The organism is Microcystis sp. M169S2, from assembly GCF_020245865.1.
GTDB lineage: Bacteria > Cyanobacteriota > Cyanobacteriia > Cyanobacteriales > Microcystaceae > Microcystis > Microcystis ichthyoblabe_A.
In genome coordinates, this window is the sequence record NZ_JADBUB010000063.1 from 21,622 (window position 1) to 40,866 (window position 19,245).

Here is a 19,245-nt window from a genome sequence, read left to right on the forward strand (position 1 = left end):
AATTAATTATCGGGATTTTTTGGCGATTGTCCAGAAGGGAAAAGTTTGACTGGGATTGATGATAACTCCCGTGATGCCATGGCGAGCAAAAGCGTATTCTTTGGTTTGCCAAAGGGGAATATAGGGAACTTCATCGGCGAGAATTTCTTGAATTTTGCCAAAAATTTGCTTTCTTTTGGCTGGGTTACTTTCCTGACGGGATTGGGCGATTAATTGATTCATTTCTTGACTATAAAAAAATGAGCCTTGACTTTGTGATCCGCCTTCTTCGCAGCCGGTTTCTGGAGAACCTTTAGCACAATCTAAAAAGGGATAAATATAGTTATCTGCATCCAAAAAATCGGGATACCAATTAGATAGAGCAGTGGTATAAAGTCCCCGGCTAATATTACGGAAAAAGGCCGCGCCTAGGATACTATTGGGTTCAAATTGAATCATATTATCTAAATCCCGTTTTGCTAGAGCTTTCATCACTGCCGCCACACTGCTGGAAGTAATCGATCCCGAGGAGTGCCAAACTTCTACAATTGCGGGTTTTTCTGGACTATAACCAGCAGTTTTTAGTAATTGTTTGGCTTGTTCTATGTTATGGTTGCCATAGCGCTCTTTAAACACCGGTTGTGACTCGGAAAAAGTAGTAGGAATCAGACTAAAAAGAGGGATGCCTTGACCTTGTAAAATGCGATCATTAAGTAAATCTCGATCGACTAGAGAAGCAATTGCTTGTCGCACTAAAATATTATCGGTGGGTTCACTTTTGAGATTGACGCTCATAAAGTTAATTGCTGCCCCAGAAGATTCGATCGCTTGCCATTTTCCCTGGGCTGCTTCTGTGCGTAATTTTCTCACTTGAGGAGGCAGTAAAGATTGATAGGCAATATCCACAGCACCCGTCTGAAAACCGTTAAACAAATTGGCAGGATTAGAGAGATAAATTTGAACCTTAACTCCCTTATTTTTGGCTGGTTCTCCCCAATAGCGATCGAAGGCTTCTAAACTAAAAGAATCGCTGGTAACTGCTTTTAATCGATAATGTCCTGTGCCGATAAATTCTTCGGGTTTGAATTTACCCTCGCCAATTTGATAAAATTTGGGTGAAACCGCACAGGCTCCGGGATAAGCTAAAAGAGCGGGAAAAGCGGCAAAAGGTCTGGTTAATTTAATAGTAATTTCGTCTTCTTTGCTGGCGGTGATTTTATCAATTGTATCCCGGAGAAGAAAGGAAGGTTCCCCACCATTTTTGATGAATCTTTCTAGGGAAAACTTCATCGCCTCCGCGTTAAAAACCGTGCCATCATGAAAGATAACTCCTCGACGTAATGGTATAGTATAAGTCAACCCATCGGGGCTAATTTTGGGCAATTCCGTGGCTAGGAGAGGCTTTAAATTAGTGGTTCCTTCCCCGTAAGTGTAGAGAGTTTCACCGAGATTATAAATAATAAAAAGTCCCGCTAACTCATAACTATCGGCCGGATCGATCGAGCGTGGTTTTAGGGTTGTCCCAATTATCAGGCGATCGCTATTCCCCTGGGGTAAATTGGAATTAGTGGACTGACAGCCCACAGTCAGAAGAAGACAGAGGCAAAATAAACTTAAATAGCGGTAAAGTCGGCGTAAAGGTTTCATCGAGGGCGATTAACGGCAGCTAGGTATCAATCAATCCTATCATTTTTGTGCATAGTCTTTTCTTCTAGGTTCCCTTAAGTAAGTAAATTGATTGCTTAATTGGTTGGGGAAAATTCTTCAATAACTGGACTGATTACCCAGACAATTAAACTAAATTTTCTGGTCGAGGATGGCAAAAACTTGATCAATTTGCACAAGAAGAAGACTTAGGGTAGAAAAGGGGTTAAATGGTTCAGAATAGCTGGAGCTATGGAGGCAGATAAACAGGGAAATGGTCAAGATTTTTAAACCTAGAGCAGGTGACAGCAACTGATTAGAAACTGATCTTCTTTTATAAACCTCTTGCATAATTAATTTTTCAGAGTTCAAAAACGGCAGAAATAAGGATTAAATGGCATAAAGTCTATAAATAGACCATTTAACTGATTATTATTCATTCTTAATTCTCCTGACTCCTGACTGCTGGCTACTGACTCCCAACCCTAACAACAATTTTTGATTTTTACAAGAGGTCTTATCCATCAGCCATTTAGGTTAATCCTGTCCCTTCTAAACAAGCTCGATCGAAAATTGCCCCCGTGGTTACTGCCGAGGCTAAATTAGCACAAAGAAGATTGGCATCAGTAAAATTTGTTCCGCGTAAAATCGCCCCGAAAAAAATTGCTTCCTCTAAATCGGTTGCCGACAGATCTGCCCCGGACAGATTAGCGCTAGTAAAATCCGCGTGGGTTAAAATCGCCCCAACAAAACTCACTCCCCGGCCATCGACGCCGCGAAAATCTGCCCCGGACAAATCTAGATGATTAAAAACCGCCCCGGCTAAAAAAGCACCGGCCAAACTTGCCCCAGTGACGATCGCATCGAGGAGAATTGCCCCGCGTAAATCGGCATTACGAAAATCTGCTCCCCTTAAATTTGCCCCCGTGAGGTCAGCACCGCGTAAATTTGCCCGTAAATTCGCCCCTGCTAGGTCTGCACCCGCTAAATCAGCCCCTGACAAGTTCATGCCCGCTAAATCTTTTATCTCACCCTGACGAATTGCTAATAAATCAATACTGGGAAAAGTCATGTTCAGCCACGGTTAAATACTGTAAAAATATCTTAGAATATTCGTAAACCTTTGTTAAGAAAGCGCTCCATGTCCCTAGAGCTATTATCCCTAGAAAATATTGAAGAAATCGCCCACCAATACGGATACTGGGCAGTATTTATCGGCATCACCCTCGAAAATATGGGGATTCCCATCCCGGGAGAAACCATCACCATTGTCGGCGGCTTCCTTGCCGGTAGCGGTGATTTAAACTATTGGTTAGTTTTAGTCAGCGCAATTACAGGAGCAGTTTTGGGCGATAATTTTGGCTATTGGCTCGGTCGCGCTGGAGGTTGGCCGTTTTTGTTAAAAGTTGGCAAATTCTTTCGGATTCCGCCTCAAAAACTAGAATTAGCCAAGGATCAATTTAGTAAAAATGCACCCCGGGCGGTCTTTTTCGGTCGTTTCGTGGCTTTGTTAAGAATCTTTGCCGGTCCCATGGCGGGAATTGCCCGAATGCCCTACGGTCGCTTTTTCCTCTGTAATCTGGGTGGGGCGACGGTGTGGGCGACTATTATGGTGACATTATCTTTCTTTTTAGGCCGTTTGTTCCCCTTGCACCAGTTAGTTAGTTCTATGGCTCGTTTTGGTATCTTGGCTTTAATTATCGTCCTGGCTTGGACAATTATTCACCCCATCCTTGAGTCACGGAAAAAGGTGGCTTAAGTCCGTCATTTCAGTTATCAGTTATCAGTTATCAGTTATCAGTTATCAGCTTTTGAAGGCAAGAGGCAACAGGCAAAAGACAGAATCTGACAATTCTCCTACCTAAAAAGAAGGTTATAAACTAGGCACATCAAAGCTTTTAGCTTAACCAATTAGGTCTTAGATTCGGTCGAGTAAATCTCTTGCATAATTAGGGTCTGCTGAAAAAGTTTTTCAGTAAACCCTAATTAAGATTGAGAATATCAATGTCAGAGTTTATAAGGGTTTAAACGGTCTGGAGTTTATTCAGACTTATCTGAAATGACTATAATTTTTATCCACCGGAAAAGGGGGCTTGTTACCTCATTCTTGACGGGAAGCTATTCATGGTGTTAATATAATTTTGTCCAAGATTACAACTATACATCGACGGTGATAGCCAAAAAAATTACTTTTTCTAATGGATTGGAATGTTACTACAGTAGTAGCAAAGAGGAAACAGAATACATTTTTTCGGAAATATTTACTGAAAGGCAATATGAAGGGCATGATATCGTCATCAAAGAAGGCGATGTGGTCTTTGATGTTGGAGCCAATATCGGTCTATTCTCTATTTTTGTCAAGGGAGTTGAACCAACAGCAAAAGTTTTCGCCTTTGAGCCAATCAAGCCAACTTTTGAGGTTTTGAAAAAAAATATTCATTTGCATTCTTTAGAGGATGTTGTTTTATTTAACTGTGGATTAAGTTCAGAAAATAACCCAGCAAAAATCTTCACTTTTTATCCCAATATGTCTGCTAATTCAACCACAAAGCCAGAGGATACCCTGGCTGAATTAGAAGATATTCAAGTGGATCAGAATTACCCAAAAATAGAAAATTTGTTTGAAGAGTTTTTCCAAGAAAAAGAACAAGTAGCCTGTGAAGTAAGAACTCTATCCTCCGTAATTAATGAACTCGGTATTGACTCCATCGATTTATTGAAAATTGACGTGGAAGGAGAAGAATACGAAGTATTTCAAAGCATCGAAGCTAAAGACTGGCCAAAAATTAAGCAAATAGTGGCTGAAATTCACGATCAGAAGGGACGCTTAAAGCAAATAAGCCAAATGCTGGCAGATAACGGCTTCAAAATTCAACTAGAAAAAAGAGAACTGTTACCTTCGACATTCGTGGATATTTTCCATTTATACGCTGTGCGTTAGTAGTTAAATTTTCATTGTCAAATTTAATCTATTTTTCTAGAAAATTGGTTAATAACTGACTGAAACGTTGGGCAATAATCGGTGCATCAAATTCTGAAACTTTCGCTCTACCTGCTTTCCCTAAGGAACGAGCTTTTTCTGGATTTAGAAGCACTTCTGCTAATTTACTGGCTAAATCTTCAGCATCTAAGGGATTGGCTAATAGACCTTGTACACCATCTTCAATCAACTCCGGTGTCGAGGAAGAACGACTGGCGACAATCGGTTTATAACTGGCCATAGCTTCAGCAAAAACTAGGCCAAATCCTTCTTGCAGACTAGGTAAACAAAAAACTTGACAATCAAGATATTCTTGGATCAGTTCTTGATAGGAAAGATAGCCGAGAAAATTAACATTTTGCTCTAAATTGAGTTCTTGTGCTAGACGGCGTAAATTATTCCATTCAGGACCTTTGCTGGCAATTCGTACCTCTACATCGGGTATTTGACGGCGGAGAATTGCGGCGGCGCGGATCAAAGTAGCAACATTTTTGCGAGGATACTGGACACCGACACAAAACACCGTCGGCCTCCTCTGCTCGCGGTTTTTTTCCTCATACTTGACCGAGGCGACCGCTGCATCCCACCCTTTAAGATCAATTAGAGAGTGAACAATTTCGATATTGCCATCATACTGATAAAGTTGCTTGAGTCTAGTACGCGAATACTCACTGATAGAGATGACCAGATCCGCACGATGGACGCTCACTTTCTCGGCTTTTGCCATCAATTCTAAGGAAGTTCGCACCCAACCCCGCTCAAAGGTAGCTTCATCGGCAATAATACCAAGAATATAAACGATAAAAGGGACTTTCAGGCGATCGCTGATGGCGTAACCATCCATATCGTAACCTACCACCAGATCATAGTCGTCAAAGCGACGGGGATCGAGTCGCCAATTCCAAAGAAAGCGATGCGCCATATAGCCTAACGGCCCCGATGCTTTGGCCGGCGAGAAGACATCAACCAGATGACCCTGGGAGCGTAACTCGTTAGTCAGATGGATATTGGTGACGAAGGTACCACTTCCGAGCTTGACATTTTGGGGAGTTGCTGTGATGATTGCTATCTTCATTTTTTGTCAAAGTTTATGGCAGCGGTTGGATGATGATGGGAAAATCAGAACAAATAAGGTGGACAGGAGTAGGTGCGAATCAAATCTTGATTTTTCCTGATAACATTCTCAAAATCTATGGACGAACGGGTATCCTCGCGTCCGTTAGCTTTTTTCGTCAAAACGATGAAATGTCCGGATCGGGTATTAGGATGTGAGAAAACAGACGCAGATTGATTAATTATCGATAAGAAAGCGGTTATCAGAAATAACCGCTTCTGGAATTTTCCAAGAATCTGTTTAACGTTCCCGGCGCCCGAAGTTTTTGCGATCACCGCCGCCACCACCACCAAAATTATCTTCTTTGGGACGAGCTTTGTTGACTTTCATCTGTCGTCCCATCCATTCGGCCCCGTCAAGAGTTTCGATCGCTTTTGCTTCTTCCTCATCGGAGGACATTTCCACAAAACCAAAACCGCGCACTTTACCCGTTTCCCGATCTACGGGCAAGTAAACGCGACTAACCGTGCCGTATTCAGCGAATACCTCTTGCAAGTCACTTGTCGTGACCTCATAAACCAGATTACCAACGTAAATCGTCATGGATTGTCTCCCAATATCACAGCCATTTCGAGAAGGAGATCGGACACAACCCAGTCAAGGCCATCAGGGAAAAACCACTTCTGTTTGAAACCAATGCTGCTACCGAACCTAACTACTCTCTCTAAACTAGCATAGCTTATCAGTGATCAGTTATCAGTGATCGGTGATCAGTGATCAGTGATCAGTAGGAGTAGGGAGTATTAAGTGAGCAGTATTACACGGCGGTTTTCTGCTTTCTTTTCACTGATTACTGATTACCGTTTACTGCTCACTGATTAGGGTAGCCAAGGATATTGACTAAAATCGGGGGGACGTTTTTCCAGGAAAGCCTGCTTACCTTCGGCTCCTTCGGCGGTCATATAGTAGAGTAAAGTGGCATTGCCTGCTAACTCCTGTAAACCCGCTTGACCATCACAATCAGCATTAAAAGCCGATTTTAGGCAGCGAATCGCCAAGGGACTTTTTTCGAGAATTTCTAAGGACCATTTAACCCCTTCCTGCTCTAATTCCTCTACCGGGACGACATGGTTAACCAAACCCATTTCTAAAGCTTGTTGGGCGTTATACTGCCGACAGAGAAACCAAATCTCGCGAGCTTTTTTCTGACCGACCACCCGGGCCAGATAACTAGAGCCAAAACCGCCGTCAAAACTGCCCACTTTCGGACCGGTCTGGCCAAAAATGGCGTTATCCGCCGCTAAGGTTAAATCACAAACCAAGTGTAAAACATGACCACCCCCGACCGCATAACCCGCCACCAGCGCGATAACTACCTTGGGGATGGAGCGAATTAATTTCTGTAAATCCAGCACATTGAGCCGGGGTACGCCATCATCGCCAATATAACCCGCCTGACCGCGCACTGTCTGATCGCCACCGGAACAAAAAGCATATTTGCCGTCGCTGTGGGGACCTGCACCCGTGAGCAATACTACCCCAATGCGGGCATCCTCGCGAGCATCACAGAAAGCGTCGTAAAGCTCAAAAACTGTCTTCGGACGGAAGGCATTACGCTTATGGGGGCGATTGATGGTAATTTTGGCGATCCCCCCCCATTTATGGTAAAGAATATCCTCGTAGGTTTTGACGGATTGCCATTCAACGCTCATAGTCTCGGTTATAGGCACAGCTTTTTCACCTTACCTCATTTTGTCCCCCACTTTGAAGCGGGGAGCGCCAGAATAGGGGAATGGATAGTTGACGGACAAGGTTTAAAGCTGATTCCCTTCTTGATATTTTCTGAGTGTTTATTCAAAATATATTGATCCTATTTGCTAACTTTAAAGAGGTAAAAATATGAGTACAAGTAATAAAACTAAGCTTGAATCATTAGAGTTTTATTTGGGGTTAAAATATCCCATAACAATTTATCCTGATGATGACGGGGGATATGTATCAGAAATTAAGGATATTCCAGGATGTTTCACTCAGGGAGAAACCATGGAGGAAATCTTAATCAGTAAACAGTAATCAGTAAACAGTAATCAGTAATCAGTGAACTGAAAACTTACATCTGATAACCGATGACTGATCAGTGAACTGAAAACTCATATCTGATAACTGATAACTGATAACTGATAACTGATAACTGAATTAAAGCCATTCGATTTCTTTAGCTTTTTCGGGTAGTTTAGCCGTGGCCTGTCCCTGGCTGCGGGACTGAAACCCAATTAAATCCAGGGGAGTACCCAATAAATCTACTAAATCTGCTTTACCAAACAGTAACTTTAGGGTATTTTTTGGTAGCTCTTTTAATAACCAACGACCGAGAGTAAAAAATAACTCTTGATTGGTTAAAGCTCGCATCAATTCGACACCGTGCAATTCGTGAAGATAGCGATTTGATCGCCCATAACGTTTTAATTGACTTCTTAAGTCTTCTAAGGTGGAACGATGACGATGGTAAATAATTGCCTCCGGTGCGTAGGTTAATTGCCAGTCAGTTTGTTGTTGAATACGCCAACAGATATCGGCATCACCACCGGTAGTTAAATAAGGACGAAATAAACCAACTTTTTGAAAAGCTTCTCGACGAATAGCGAGGTTAGCAGTTTGACCGTAGGGACAAAAAGAATGTTCTAAAAGAAATTTTGGTGACATAAAGTGACGACGTTCCGCATACTTTTCCAACCAAGTGGAACCAGTTAAGGCGGCAATTTCACCCGCTACCAGACCAATCCTATTATCTTTAAAGGGTTGAACCAGTTCTGTCAACCATTGCGGTGCGGGACGACAATCGGCATCGGTAAAGGCCAAAAAAGGATAACGAGCGCTTTTGATCCCTTTGTTACGGGCTGCGTAGGAGCTTTGTATGTGATTTTCGCTTAAAATGATCAGGTTCAGTCCCCGCTGTTCTTGTGCTGCCTTCCCTAATAATTCTGCCGTGCGATCGCTACTATTATTATCAACTAAAATAAATTCAACTAATTGACGGGGATAGGTCTGTTTGGCTAAACAATCAATGAGAGGGGCTAGATCTTTCTCCCCGTTATAAATTGGCACGATCACGGATACTTCGGGAAAGAACTGTAAGGTAGTTGACATCGTTGGAGTCCAATAAACGGGCGACGGTTGAACTATTCGCTACAATACTACTATAATCAAGAGCAACAAAAAGCAAGTCTATTGTCACTTATTTTAGACCAACGATGAAAAGTTTCTTCCGAAAATTATTTTTCTATGCGGGTATTCTTTGGCTCTCCCCTTTAATCATTGCCTTTGAGGTAGCTAATAATCGAGAGCTTATCTTAGGTGATGTGCGGCGTTGGGTAGAGTTATTAGGCCGGGAAAAAAGAGCAGATTGGTTACAATTATTAGCTCTGTGTCTGGAGGCAAAAGAATTTAGAAATTTATATTATTGTCGTCTTTTTCAAGGTGGTTCATTTAGCCGTTTTTTAATGTATATTCTTAGGTTTTTCTATCGAGAAAGTTCCTACTTATTTCTAGATTCTTCCTGTTCCATTGGCAAAGGATTATTTATTCAACACGGTTTTAGTACGATTGTTATGGCGGATTTGGGCGATAACTGTTGGATTAATCAACAGGTAACAATTGGCTATAAAGATAAAAGCGGTCGGCCCAAAATTGGCAATAATGTCACGATTACCGCCGGTGCTAAAGTCTTAGGAAACATTACCATCGGCGATAATGTCACCGTGGGCGCAAATGCAGTGGTAGTCAAAGATGTTCCAGCTAATTGTGTGGTGGTGGGTATTCCCGCTCGTATTATTAAACGGGACGGCGTTAAAGTAGATGAAAAATTATAAACGTTGACTTAAAATATATTCGGCAATTGCCAGATCTCCGGGGGTAGTAATTTTTAAGTTAGTTTCTTCACCGACGACAATTTTGACGGGAAAACCACATTTTTCTAATAAGGCGGCATCGTCGGTGACTTCCCAATCTAATTTTCGCCCCTGTTCATGACATTCTTTTAATAATTTTACCTGAAAACCCTGGGGCGTTTGGGCCGCCCACAACCGCGAGCGATCCGGTGTATCCTCAATCCAGCCCTTGCTATCGACAATTTTAATCGTATCTTTCACCGGAATCGCCGCAATGAAACCCTGACAAGTGGCTAAAGCGGCGGCACAGCGATCAAATAATTCGGGAGTGGCTAAACAGCGCGCCCCATCGTGAATTAAAACCGTCTCAGCCCCCTCTGGTAGGGCTTGTAAGCCATTGTAAACCGATTTTTGTCTGGTTTCGCCTCCTTGGATGATTTGCACGGGTTTAAGGGCATTTATGGCGGTGATAATTTCTCGGATCTCCTCAAAGTCTTCCGGTTGTGCCATAATCCCAATCCAGATAATTGCCCTGGATTGCATGGCAGCCAGCAAAGTCCAAGCGAGGAGCGGTTTTCCGTGCAGGGTGAGCAGTAACTTATTGCGATCGCTACCCATCCGTTTACCCATTCCCGCTGCTGGAATTAACAAATACATATTTTTTTCAGGTAAAAAGTTAAGAATTCAGTGGACAGGAGTGGGGAGCTTTTTGCTTGTTAAGTAAGTGGTTTCAATTGAATTGAAGATAGATCCCCCCTTAATCACCCCTTGATCAGGGGGGTGCCGATGATTGTTAATCGCTTCAATAACCCCAAAACTATGCCTCTTAAGAGAATAAATCGAGGGAAAAGTGACCATAAGTACCGACTAATTGATCATTTTCTGATTGACAAGAAATCAGGACACCGCGATAGGTTCCCGTGTAGGAATCGAGATAGGAAGCTTGTCTTTGGGTATTATATTTAATATACACCGCTCCCAGTTCCGGCTGGTCTTCTGGGAGAGTATTAGGTAGGGGGTATCCTAGGGCTTGTAGATAACTTTTTAGGGCTTTAAATCCCTCTTCATTGTTATCGGCACAGATACCTAAATTAATTGATTCCGAACCTTGGTTAACTAATAAAATTGCCTGTTTTAAAGCTTCTTCTTCTTCAGAAGATTGGGCAATTTTTAGTTTAATACATCCATATTCTTTTAGGAGTTTCAAGGCTTCTTCAATAGACATGAGCGGTTATATAGGCGGGGCTAAAGATAAAAAATAAGCTGGTGCTGCTGTCCTTAACGACAAATTCCTAAGAAAAAAAGCCCTAAATCATTGGGGTTTAGAGATAGGAAAATTTTGCATTGGTCTGAATCGTAAGATCGCCAATTTCGATCATATCAGGTTGGGGACAGGAAAATTTATCGGGGTTGTTCGATCGCTCCATTTTGTGCGGTCATTTTACGCGCTGCTTTTTGATAGCCAAAGTAAACACCTACATCCTGAGGGGAAAAGAGGAGCATTTCTGGTGAGATAGGATCTCAGTAGCTTCAGTCAACTCCTCCCATTTTTCTAGGGCTTTTTCTTCGGTTGTTTCAGAGTCTTGCAGTTAAATTTCCGCCACCGCTCTTTCGATTAAACGACGAGCCAGGGTTTGAATGCCAGTATGTTCATAGTAATTGGTGGTCATATCGAGGAATGCCCCAACATACACCAATTTATCGGCAGAAAAGTCGATAAATCCCTGAATTTTGCTCAATAATCCCTGCTGGCTCAAACTGCGCTCGCTGACAAAACCACTCATCCAACCTTTAGTGGAGTCGAAACTTTGACCGATAAAGTCTAATTTTCTGGCAGTATTTCCCCCCGGAATCAATTCTTTAATACTGCCGAAAGTGGAGTTAGATTCTAATTCTTCCGGCCTGAGAATGCTGAGGCTCGATTCCACTTTGCGGATAAAACTGCCCCCCAGAGGGATTAAACCATCCAAACAAACTAACGCCGCCATCCGCATTAAGGATTCGCCGCTATAATCTCCCAGAGAAGCGACGAAATCCCCGATACTATCCCCCGGAATGCCATTAATTTGACAAAAAGCGACTAATTCGGTCACTAATTTCAGGGTTAGATCGATGGTTTGCGCTTTTTCGGGAGCAGGGGTTAATCTTTCGATTAAACCGCCCATGAGGGGAATTTTACCACCGACGGCATTAGCAAGAGAGGCGGCGGCTAGGGCATTATCGGCGCTGTCGATGGTTTGGTAGAGCCAGAGCGCCCGTTGATAGCCCTGGGATTTATCATTAAACAACCAAACGGCTCGATCGCCAATCTGTTGGATCATGCTTTCGTCGGTTTCACCCGTGACTTTGATAATCGTATTTTTAAACCCGACTAGGTTATCCCACTCTCCCGGCACCACATAATCAAGGGTTTTAAGGACTTTGACGGTGAGATTATTCGTCGGTAATTCGTCCACCAGTTGAAAAATTGGCTTACTCACGGATGTCTCCTTACTTTAATTTTGCTAAACCATCTAAATCGAACTTAGCTAACCAAGCTTGGCGATCGCTGGCGGTAAAATCCGTATCCCGCGATAAAACCTTGACTTGATAGCGATTATTGACTAAAACGGCGGTGGCGGTTGTACCCTGTTCCACAGAGGGAAAACCTTTAATCGTGGTTTGACTGTCTTGGAATTTATTGGCCGCGGCGGGATTATTGCTAATGTCAGATATGGCTAACATAGCCAGAACTTTGCCCTCTTGCTTCAGTTTTGCTTCGGCAAAGCCTTTTTTCTCCTGGGTATAGACGCGCTCGTATCCTCCCCCAGAAGGCGGGAAAAACTGATTAAAACTGCCGCCAGAGGTGGATTCTTTCACCACTGCCGCCGCCCCGCGAGCGGTACTTTCTTGTTGCGCTTGGTCAAATTGCGAGGGAGCTTTAGCACAGGAAGTTACTAGCAAAAGTGTCGCTAATACCCCTGCTATCAAGATTTTGCCAAATCGAAAGCTCATAGTTATCTTAATTAAAACTTGCTCATGTTTGTTTGTAGTATATCTCTCGCTTATTGCTTATTATTGTTAAGTTTTTGGCTCTCCCAGGTTTGGTGGGTAAAATGTATTCTAAGATACATTCCTCCTAGCGAGGGAGTGGAAGGAACCACAGAGACACAGAGGACACAAAGATCGATCGATCCTATGTAAGTTAAACTGATCACACAGAACCTAGAAGAGCCAGTTTTTCTAGATGCTGTCACACTGGACCGAAAAAAAACAGAAAATCAGCAAAATTCGAGTCAATAACGAAGGCAGGAGGCAGTCCCGATGAAAAAATTTTCACCCCCACAGATGAAAGAGGTTTCCTTCCCTACACCCCACACCCCACACCCCACACCCCACACCCCACACCCTGCCCCCAGGAAAACCTTTTTCGGCAAACCCCAGCTACAGTCCCGCAATTGCCCCTCGCGCCATAGATGCGATCGCTTGTTCCGTGGCCCGGGGTAGATGATAATATTTACCCCCGGCTTTTAGGGCTAATTCTTTGGCAAAACCAGTGGAGACGAATTTTTTCTCCGTATCGATAACCAGCAGTTTAATGCCTAAAGAGCGAATTTTAGCGGCAATATCGAGCAGTTCTGCCTTAATATCGGGTTTTTCCCCCTCCGGAATCGGTTCGCCTAGAGATTTCGCCAAAGGAATATTACTTCTCCCGTCGGTAATCGCCACAACCACCACTTGACCGATATCCCCCGATAAACGGGCATTCATCCCCACATGAACCGCTTGGGTTAAACCGTGGGCTAAGGGGGAACCGCCACCACAGGGCAGGGTTTCTAGACGTTTTTTCGCTAGGGTAATCGATTTGGTCGGTGGTAATAGTACATCTGCTCGCTCACCCCGGAAAGGAATCAGGGCAATCTGGTCGCGATTTTCGTAAGCTTCCGTTAACAGACGCATAACCGCACCTTTGGCCGACTGCATCCGATTCAGGGCCATGGAACCGGAGGCATCGACCACAAAGACAATTAAAGAACCGGCATTGCGGGCCAGCCGTTTTGAGCGCAGATCCCCTTCTTCTATAATCACATGACGTTCGGGATTCCTCAAGCGACGGGCTTTTTGATAGGGGGCGGCCGCCCGGAGAGTGGCATCGACGGCGACTCTTTTCACCTTGCCCCGGGGTAACATCGGCTTAATATAACGTCCTCTATCTTCCGAGAAAATCAGGTTACGCGCCCCCGATTTCCCCTGACGCTGGGCCATCTGGGCAAAATACAACACACTGGGATCCAGTAAAACCCCTTCCGGGTCGAAAACAAATTCTTCTGGCAGATTATCGGGCTGTTCCGGCTCTTTTTCTTCCTCTTTCTCCTCCTCTTTTTCTTCCTGTTCCTGCTGGTTTTCGTCTTGGGGCGGTTCCGGTGGTGGCGGTGGTGGCGGTGGCTGTTGTTCCTGTTCCGGAGGTGGTGGCGTAATCAGCGATCGAGGTACAATAACTAATTCGACGGCTCTTTTTAAGTCATCGGCACTGACTAAATCCCGACCTTCTAAAGCCGCCGCCGCCTTGGCTACTCTCACGGCAAAAATCTCGGCGCGATGACCTTCTACCCTACCGCGCACCGCTTCTTCGACTAGATAACTAATTTGTTCGGGTTTAATTTTTACCTCTTTTAACCATTCCCTCGCCAGAATAATTTCGGTTTTTAGATCATCGATTTCTTGGGCATATTGGGCGATAAAAGCGGTGGGAGAAACAGCATACTCGATCGCCTGATTGACGGCGGTGACTCGTTGGTCTAAACTAAGGACACCATCGGCGGAAAGCGCAATGGCAATTCTATCTAATAAATGGGTTCGTAAATCCCCTTCTTCTGGGTTATAAGTAGCGATCAGGATCGGTTTGCAGGGATGTTGAAAACTGATGCCTTCCCGTTCGATTTGGTTACGTCCTTCGCTTAAAACTGTTAGTAATTGGTTAGCAATTTGGTCATCAAGTAGATTAATTTCATCGATGTAGAGAATTCCCCGATGGGCGCTGGCTAATAAACCGGGTTGAAAGACTGGTTCCCCCTGTTTCACCGATTCTTCCACATCGACGGAACCTAATAAACGATCCTCGGTGACTCCTAGGGGAATCTGCACGAAAGGGGCCCGGATAACTTCCGTGGCGACCTCTCCACTGCTATATTCTTCTTTAGTGCGATCGTCCCATTCGTCGGCATTGTTGGGATCACAATTAAAGACATTACCTGCGATAATTTCGATCGGTGGCAGTAGGGAATGTATCGCTCGCGCCATGACTGATTTGGCGGTTCCCCGACGACCGGCAATTACCACACCCCCCAGGGCGGGATCCACGGCGGCTAAAAGTAGGGCTAATTTAATCGCTTCTTGGCCGACAACGGCAGTCAGGGGAAAATTGAGGGTCAGAGTGGGCATAGATATAGATTCAGGCGGCCAAATTCTAGTGTAAAACAGAAGCTCCCGGGTCCGGCACTTTTCCCTTTTTGATTCCCGAACCCAGATTTTAGCTGCATCTCGATCGAGTTCTTTCTCCCCGAACCGATCGAGAAGTTACTGGGTTAACCTAGGATTAGCTCCTGATAACGGCTGTAGAGAGGACAGAAATATGATAGTGACAATAATCGATCGCCTTACGGAAACCAACCCGCAAATTATGCGAGAATGGCAAGGAAGATTAACCCCGAAAAATATCTCGATCGCCTCGGTTATCTCCCTAGTTGGTCAATTATTAGTTTATTTGTACTACGAAAATCTCTTGCCCGTAGGGGCGGGATTTAGTCGTTACTGTACCGCTAATCCCCCCCATACCAACGATTATTATCCCTATAGTGGGATTAGATACTGTATCCAAGACTTAAATGGTCAATGGATGATTATCTCCCGGTTATGGTGGTTAGATATCTTCACTTTTCTGAGTATTACCGGCATTTTCGCTCTTTTAGTGGTGGGAACCTATCAATTAATCGCCGATCTTTCCGGGGAAGAGCGCCGGGGTACACTTAATTTTATCCGTCTGAGTCCCCAACCCGCCAAAACGATTTTTATCGGCAAAATTTTCGGGGTTCCCATTCTCCTCTATCTCGTCTGTCTTCTCGCTTTACCCTTTCACTTGGGAGCGGGTTTATTAGCAGGTATTCCCTTGTCGTTAATTTTAGCCTTCTACGCCGTTTTGATCGCTAGTTGTGCCTTTTTCTATCATGCCGCCCTTAGTTTCGCTTTAGCCACGCCATGGTTAGGGGGATTTCAACCCTGGTTAGGCAGCGCAACAGTCTTAATCTTTGTGTTTTATAGCAGTATTTTTACTTTATCAGGCTATGGTGGTTCCCGTACTCCCTTTGATTGGTTAATTCTCTTTAATCCTAGTTTTGTCCTCCCCTATCTAGTTAAATCTACCTTTCTCCCCCCCGATGCGGTACGCTATCTAGGAATCTCACAAATCTTTGATCTGCGTTGGTACGGTCAATCTATCTGGCAATCGGTTATAATGGGTATTAGCTTAATTTTGCTCAATTTTGCCCTCTGCACCTACGGTTTAACCAGAATTCTCCAGCGTCGCTTCCATAATCCCCTCGCTACTCTTGTTAGTAAACCCCAAAGTTACTGGTTGATGGGCTATTTTAGCGCTATTAGCCTAGGTTTTGTCTTCCAAACTCTGGAACCGAGCTATCTTTTCGATAATTTTGCGATTCTTAGCGTTTTTGTGGCGATTTTTGGCTTGTTAATCCTTTTTGCCCTCACTCCCCCCCGTCAAACTCTCCAAGATTGGGCGCGCTATCGTCATCTACAAGGAAAAAAGGGCATTAGTCTGGGGAAAGCTTTAATCTTTGGCGAAAAAAGTCCTTCTACCCTAGCCATGGCTGTTAACCTCGCCATTGCCATTTTATTCATCCTTCCCGCTATTTTTATCGCCCCTCTCCATCAATATAAACTAGCCACTGCAGCCGGGTTTCTCTTGGCAATGAACATGATTTTAGTCTATGCCGCTATCGTCCAATTATTGATGTTAGCCAGCACAAATAAACGCGCTTTGCTGGCAGCCACTAGCATCGGCATTTTGATTATTTTCCCCTTCCTCTGTTTCGCTGTCTTGCGAGTTAATCCCAGTCAATCTCCGCTGTTATGGTTTTTTACTTTTCTTCCCATTGCCGCTACTAAATACGCTACACTTCCCTCTTTTGCTTTAGCAATCTTCAGTCAGTGGTTGGGTTTAACCATCGTCGGGTGGCAAATTAATCGGCAATTAAATCGCCTTGGTGCCTCGGCAACTAAAGCGTTAATGCCAAGCTGAAAAATACCGACTCACAGGGGAGATTAAATAATATCTCTGCCGACAATTTTCTCCCCTTGAGTATCGGTTAATTTTTTTTCCCAAAAAAGCTTGACAAAACCCCACGACTTGACAGATAATTGCTTATAGAATGGGAATCCGTGCCTGCCTGCGACCCCCTCTTTTCAGGTCAAATAAAGCCCCAAAAAATGGCTCTACCGAACCTGTCATGTCAAACTATCAACAACTCATACTTGTAAAGCTTGTATAATAGGGCTTTGAGTTTTTGTTAGATTGATATTTATCAACTTTAGAGCATTGCTGGACAGAGAGGGAGCTTGGGGAGTTTTCTACAGTGTAAGTTCGGAAGAACCCAAAAAATTAACCCCAAAAAGTAGGCTGAGTTAATCTCAGTGAACTGATAACTGATAACTGATAACTGATAACTGATAACTGATTTAACCCACCACCGATAAACTATCAACGATTAGCGAGGGAGTATAACAGGAACCATTCCATTGATTATCGGACCCCAAAGCGATTAAATTCTGCAAAGCCGTATAAACATTTCCCGTCACCATTGTATCTTTAACTCGTCCGGTGATTTTGCCCTTTTCTATGCGATAACCCAGATCGATATTGACAGAAAAATCGCCCGAAATATCGGCCCCATGACCTAAAATTTGGTCGATAACTAAGCCTTCATCTATTTGCGAGATTAAATCCTCTAAAGTTCCCTCTCCCGGTGCCACGATTAAATTAACTAAATCCGGCATGGGATAAACCCCTAAACCGGGACGAAAACCGTTTCCCGTCGCAGGAGTTTTTAATAATCTGGCCGTGGTACGATCGCTATAGAATTCTTTAACTCTACCTCCCTCAATTAAAGATAAAAATTTAGTAGGAGTTCCCTCATCATCAAAGGGACAACTATAGGGTTCTTGCTCCGGTTGTTGGGATAACGTCAACTTTTCTGACATCACCGATTGACCGATTTTATCACTCCAGGGCGAAGACTTTTCTAAGATCTGTTTCCCATTTAAAGCCATCGCCACCGTTCCCCATAACAGGGTAACTGCATTAGAGGTCAATAAAATTGGTAATTTTCCCGTGGGACTATCCACATTATTGGCAGCCCATTGTAGTCGCTGCAATAACTGTTTAATTACCGTATCGGGATGAGGTGTACTGCGAGTATATTCCCCATCATAAACCGCGAGAAAATCTTCCCCCCGCACCCATTCAATCCCCAGATAATAACTCAAAGCTGTATCGGTATATTGACAATATAAACCCTGGGAATTAACCAAACGGGTGATTTCCCGTTCACATTCCCATTCACCACTACAAATAACCTCAGGATAAACTTGGCGAATTTGGCCAATCATTTGATTACCCATCTCGATTAAAGATTCTACCGCCACATCCTGCCCAATCGGGTCATAAATTGCCTGTCGTGGCGCCGAAAATTCGATTTCTTCGGGGGCATTGAGATAGGATAAATTTAACGCCGTTTCTACTAAAATTTCCGGTTCCACATCACCATAACCCACCGCTAACCCCGGACAACCCTCGCGCCATAATCTTAAGGCAGTTCCCACGGATTCAGAACTTTCTAGCTGTTTGAGACGATTAGCCTCAAAAAAAACGGGATGGGAAAGGGAGGAAGATTGATAAACTTCGGCTGCCACCGCTCCCGATTTGAGAGCTAGTTCGATGAGTTGTTGCGGATCGATCGTCATGGTGATAGTTTTTGAGATGATAGCTATCTGATTATCGAAAATTTGGGTTTAAAACCCCGTCGTTCTACGACGGCTTTTCTTGATCTCTAATATATCACTTAAGAACTGCCAATGGCACACCTCCCACAGAAGAAACAAAATAACTAGGAGACCAAAGAGCATCTTTCCCATCTGATTTAGAATAAGCAGCTTGTTTATATCTGCGACTAGCAACCGCTTTTAAGGAATTAAGCATTACAGAAATATCAAGTTTAATTGTGTATTCGATTATATTGAATTTATAAGTTTTGAATGATAGTTTTATAAAGTAAAAAAGCGGCTGAAATATTATATTCTAAGTAGGTAGGTGTTAAAAAATGTTATATACCCTACCTTATTAAGGGGGGATTAAAGACAAAATCTATCTTCAATTTAATCGAAACCACTTACTTACTCAAGGTATTTAGTATAATAATTAAAATAGTCGCCAGATAAGTCGAGGAGTCTAGGAAAATGTCACAATTAGGGAGCATCTCACTTATGCAATGAGTATTAATGCTTAGAGTCGTCAAAAACTAGAAAATCTTCAACTTGATCACAAAGAGAAATGAGATTATAATATTTATAACTTACAATTCAGAATATAGCTAGATGGTAGGAATAATTCAATGTTATCAGAAAAGGAAAAAAGAATTAAAGAGTTATGT

The 19,245-nt window shown here is 43.4% G+C and carries 19 protein-coding genes; 6 read left to right on the forward strand and 13 right to left on the reverse strand.

Annotated features, from left to right (window positions below):
• Positions 1–6: 6 nt before the first annotated feature.
• Both IM485_RS06680 and IM485_RS06685 read right to left on the reverse strand, forming a co-directional pair.
• Entirely contained in the window at positions 7–1,626 is a 1,620-nt protein-coding gene (locus IM485_RS06680; RefSeq protein ID WP_287742085.1) for an ABC transporter substrate-binding protein, read from the reverse strand.
• Positions 1,627–2,155: 529 nt separating this feature from the next.
• A complete protein-coding gene (locus IM485_RS06685) occupies positions 2,156–2,695 on the reverse strand; it encodes a pentapeptide repeat-containing protein (RefSeq protein WP_194016349.1) in 540 nt (179 codons plus the stop codon).
• 69 nt (positions 2,696–2,764) lie between these two features.
• Here IM485_RS06685 and IM485_RS06690 point away from each other — a divergent pair, with 69 nt between their 5' ends.
• Together IM485_RS06690 and IM485_RS06695 are read left to right on the forward strand one after the other, a co-directional pair.
• Complete coding sequence (locus tag IM485_RS06690; protein WP_004161440.1) at positions 2,765–3,382, forward strand: DedA family protein; 618 nt, start codon at positions 2,765–2,767, stop codon at positions 3,380–3,382.
• A gap of 411 nt (positions 3,383–3,793) precedes the next feature.
• Entirely contained in the window at positions 3,794–4,564 is a 771-nt protein-coding gene (locus tag IM485_RS06695; RefSeq protein ID WP_287742087.1) for an FkbM family methyltransferase, read from the forward strand.
• A 28-nt stretch (positions 4,565–4,592) separates the two neighbouring features.
• On the opposite strand, the gene IM485_RS06700 is transcribed toward IM485_RS06695, so the two are convergent.
• The 3 genes from IM485_RS06700 to menB form a co-directional block, all read right to left on the reverse strand.
• Positions 4,593–5,678, reverse strand: a complete 1,086-nt coding sequence (locus IM485_RS06700) for a glycosyltransferase family 4 protein (RefSeq protein WP_287742089.1) — start codon at positions 5,676–5,678, stop codon at positions 4,593–4,595.
• Between the two features lie 279 nt (positions 5,679–5,957).
• The gene (gene rbp, locus IM485_RS06705; RefSeq protein WP_104396408.1) at positions 5,958–6,260 is read right to left on the reverse strand and encodes an RNA-binding regulator; all 303 of its coding nucleotides are present in this window, start codon (positions 6,258–6,260) and stop codon (positions 5,958–5,960) included.
• Positions 6,261–6,535: 275 nt separating this feature from the next.
• Positions 6,536–7,369 (reverse strand): 1,4-dihydroxy-2-naphthoyl-CoA synthase, encoded by an 834-nt coding sequence (gene menB / locus IM485_RS06710; RefSeq protein WP_002743375.1) that lies wholly within the window; start codon positions 7,367–7,369, stop codon positions 6,536–6,538.
• A 187-nt stretch (positions 7,370–7,556) separates the two neighbouring features.
• Between menB and IM485_RS06715 the strand changes: the two genes are divergently transcribed.
• On the forward strand, positions 7,557–7,730 hold the full coding sequence (locus IM485_RS06715) for a type II toxin-antitoxin system HicB family antitoxin (protein WP_104396409.1): 174 nt from the start codon (positions 7,557–7,559) through the stop codon (positions 7,728–7,730).
• Between the two features lie 123 nt (positions 7,731–7,853).
• Here IM485_RS06715 and IM485_RS06720 read toward each other — a convergent pair whose 3' ends face one another.
• Positions 7,854–8,804, reverse strand: coding sequence for a glycosyltransferase family 2 protein (locus IM485_RS06720; RefSeq protein WP_104396410.1), 951 nt, complete (start codon positions 8,802–8,804; stop codon positions 7,854–7,856).
• 104 nt (positions 8,805–8,908) lie between these two features.
• Between IM485_RS06720 and IM485_RS06725 the strand changes: the two genes are divergently transcribed.
• Positions 8,909–9,526 (forward strand): serine O-acetyltransferase, encoded by a 618-nt coding sequence (locus IM485_RS06725; protein WP_104396411.1) that lies wholly within the window; start codon positions 8,909–8,911, stop codon positions 9,524–9,526.
• Here the strand turns inward: IM485_RS06725 and ispD are convergent.
• From ispD to IM485_RS06745, 4 genes are all read right to left on the reverse strand, one after another.
• Positions 9,521–10,201 carry a 2-C-methyl-D-erythritol 4-phosphate cytidylyltransferase gene (ispD, locus tag IM485_RS06730; RefSeq protein ID WP_287742094.1) on the reverse strand — a complete coding sequence of 227 codons (681 nt, stop codon included), beginning with the start codon at positions 10,199–10,201 and terminating at the stop codon, positions 9,521–9,523. The two genes, IM485_RS06725 and ispD, sit on opposite strands and share 6 nt — an antisense overlap.
• A 169-nt stretch (positions 10,202–10,370) precedes the next feature.
• Positions 10,371–10,769: a DUF1824 family protein gene (locus IM485_RS06735; protein WP_104396413.1), complete on the reverse strand. Its 399-nt coding sequence runs from the start codon at positions 10,767–10,769 to the stop codon at positions 10,371–10,373.
• A gap of 364 nt (positions 10,770–11,133) precedes the next feature.
• A complete protein-coding gene (locus IM485_RS06740) occupies positions 11,134–12,024 on the reverse strand; it encodes a hypothetical protein (protein WP_287742098.1) in 891 nt (296 codons plus the stop codon).
• A 10-nt stretch (positions 12,025–12,034) separates the two neighbouring features.
• Complete coding sequence (locus tag IM485_RS06745) at positions 12,035–12,538, reverse strand: hypothetical protein (protein ID WP_104396415.1); 504 nt, start codon at positions 12,536–12,538, stop codon at positions 12,035–12,037.
• Positions 12,539–12,847: 309 nt separating this feature from the next.
• Here IM485_RS06745 and IM485_RS06750 point away from each other — a divergent pair, with 309 nt between their 5' ends.
• Positions 12,848–13,030: a hypothetical protein gene (locus IM485_RS06750; RefSeq protein WP_287742100.1), complete on the forward strand. Its 183-nt coding sequence runs from the start codon at positions 12,848–12,850 to the stop codon at positions 13,028–13,030.
• Here the strand turns inward: IM485_RS06750 and bchD are convergent.
• Positions 12,968–14,965: a magnesium chelatase ATPase subunit D gene (gene bchD, locus IM485_RS06755; RefSeq protein ID WP_287742102.1), complete on the reverse strand. Its 1,998-nt coding sequence runs from the start codon at positions 14,963–14,965 to the stop codon at positions 12,968–12,970. The two genes, IM485_RS06750 and bchD, sit on opposite strands and share 63 nt — an antisense overlap.
• A gap of 190 nt (positions 14,966–15,155) precedes the next feature.
• Here bchD and IM485_RS06760 point away from each other — a divergent pair, with 190 nt between their 5' ends.
• A complete protein-coding gene (locus tag IM485_RS06760; RefSeq protein ID WP_104396418.1) occupies positions 15,156–16,838 on the forward strand; it encodes a hypothetical protein in 1,683 nt (560 codons plus the stop codon).
• A 437-nt stretch (positions 16,839–17,275) separates the two neighbouring features.
• On the opposite strand, the gene IM485_RS06765 is transcribed toward IM485_RS06760, so the two are convergent.
• Together IM485_RS06765 and IM485_RS06770 are read right to left on the reverse strand one after the other, a co-directional pair.
• On the reverse strand, positions 17,276–18,559 hold the full coding sequence (locus IM485_RS06765) for a TldD/PmbA family protein (protein WP_104396419.1): 1,284 nt from the start codon (positions 18,557–18,559) through the stop codon (positions 17,276–17,278).
• Positions 18,560–18,653: 94 nt separating this feature from the next.
• Positions 18,654–18,890: a transposase gene (locus IM485_RS06770; protein WP_353846003.1), complete on the reverse strand. Its 237-nt coding sequence runs from the start codon at positions 18,888–18,890 to the stop codon at positions 18,654–18,656.
• Positions 18,891–19,245: the final 355 nt, after the last annotated feature.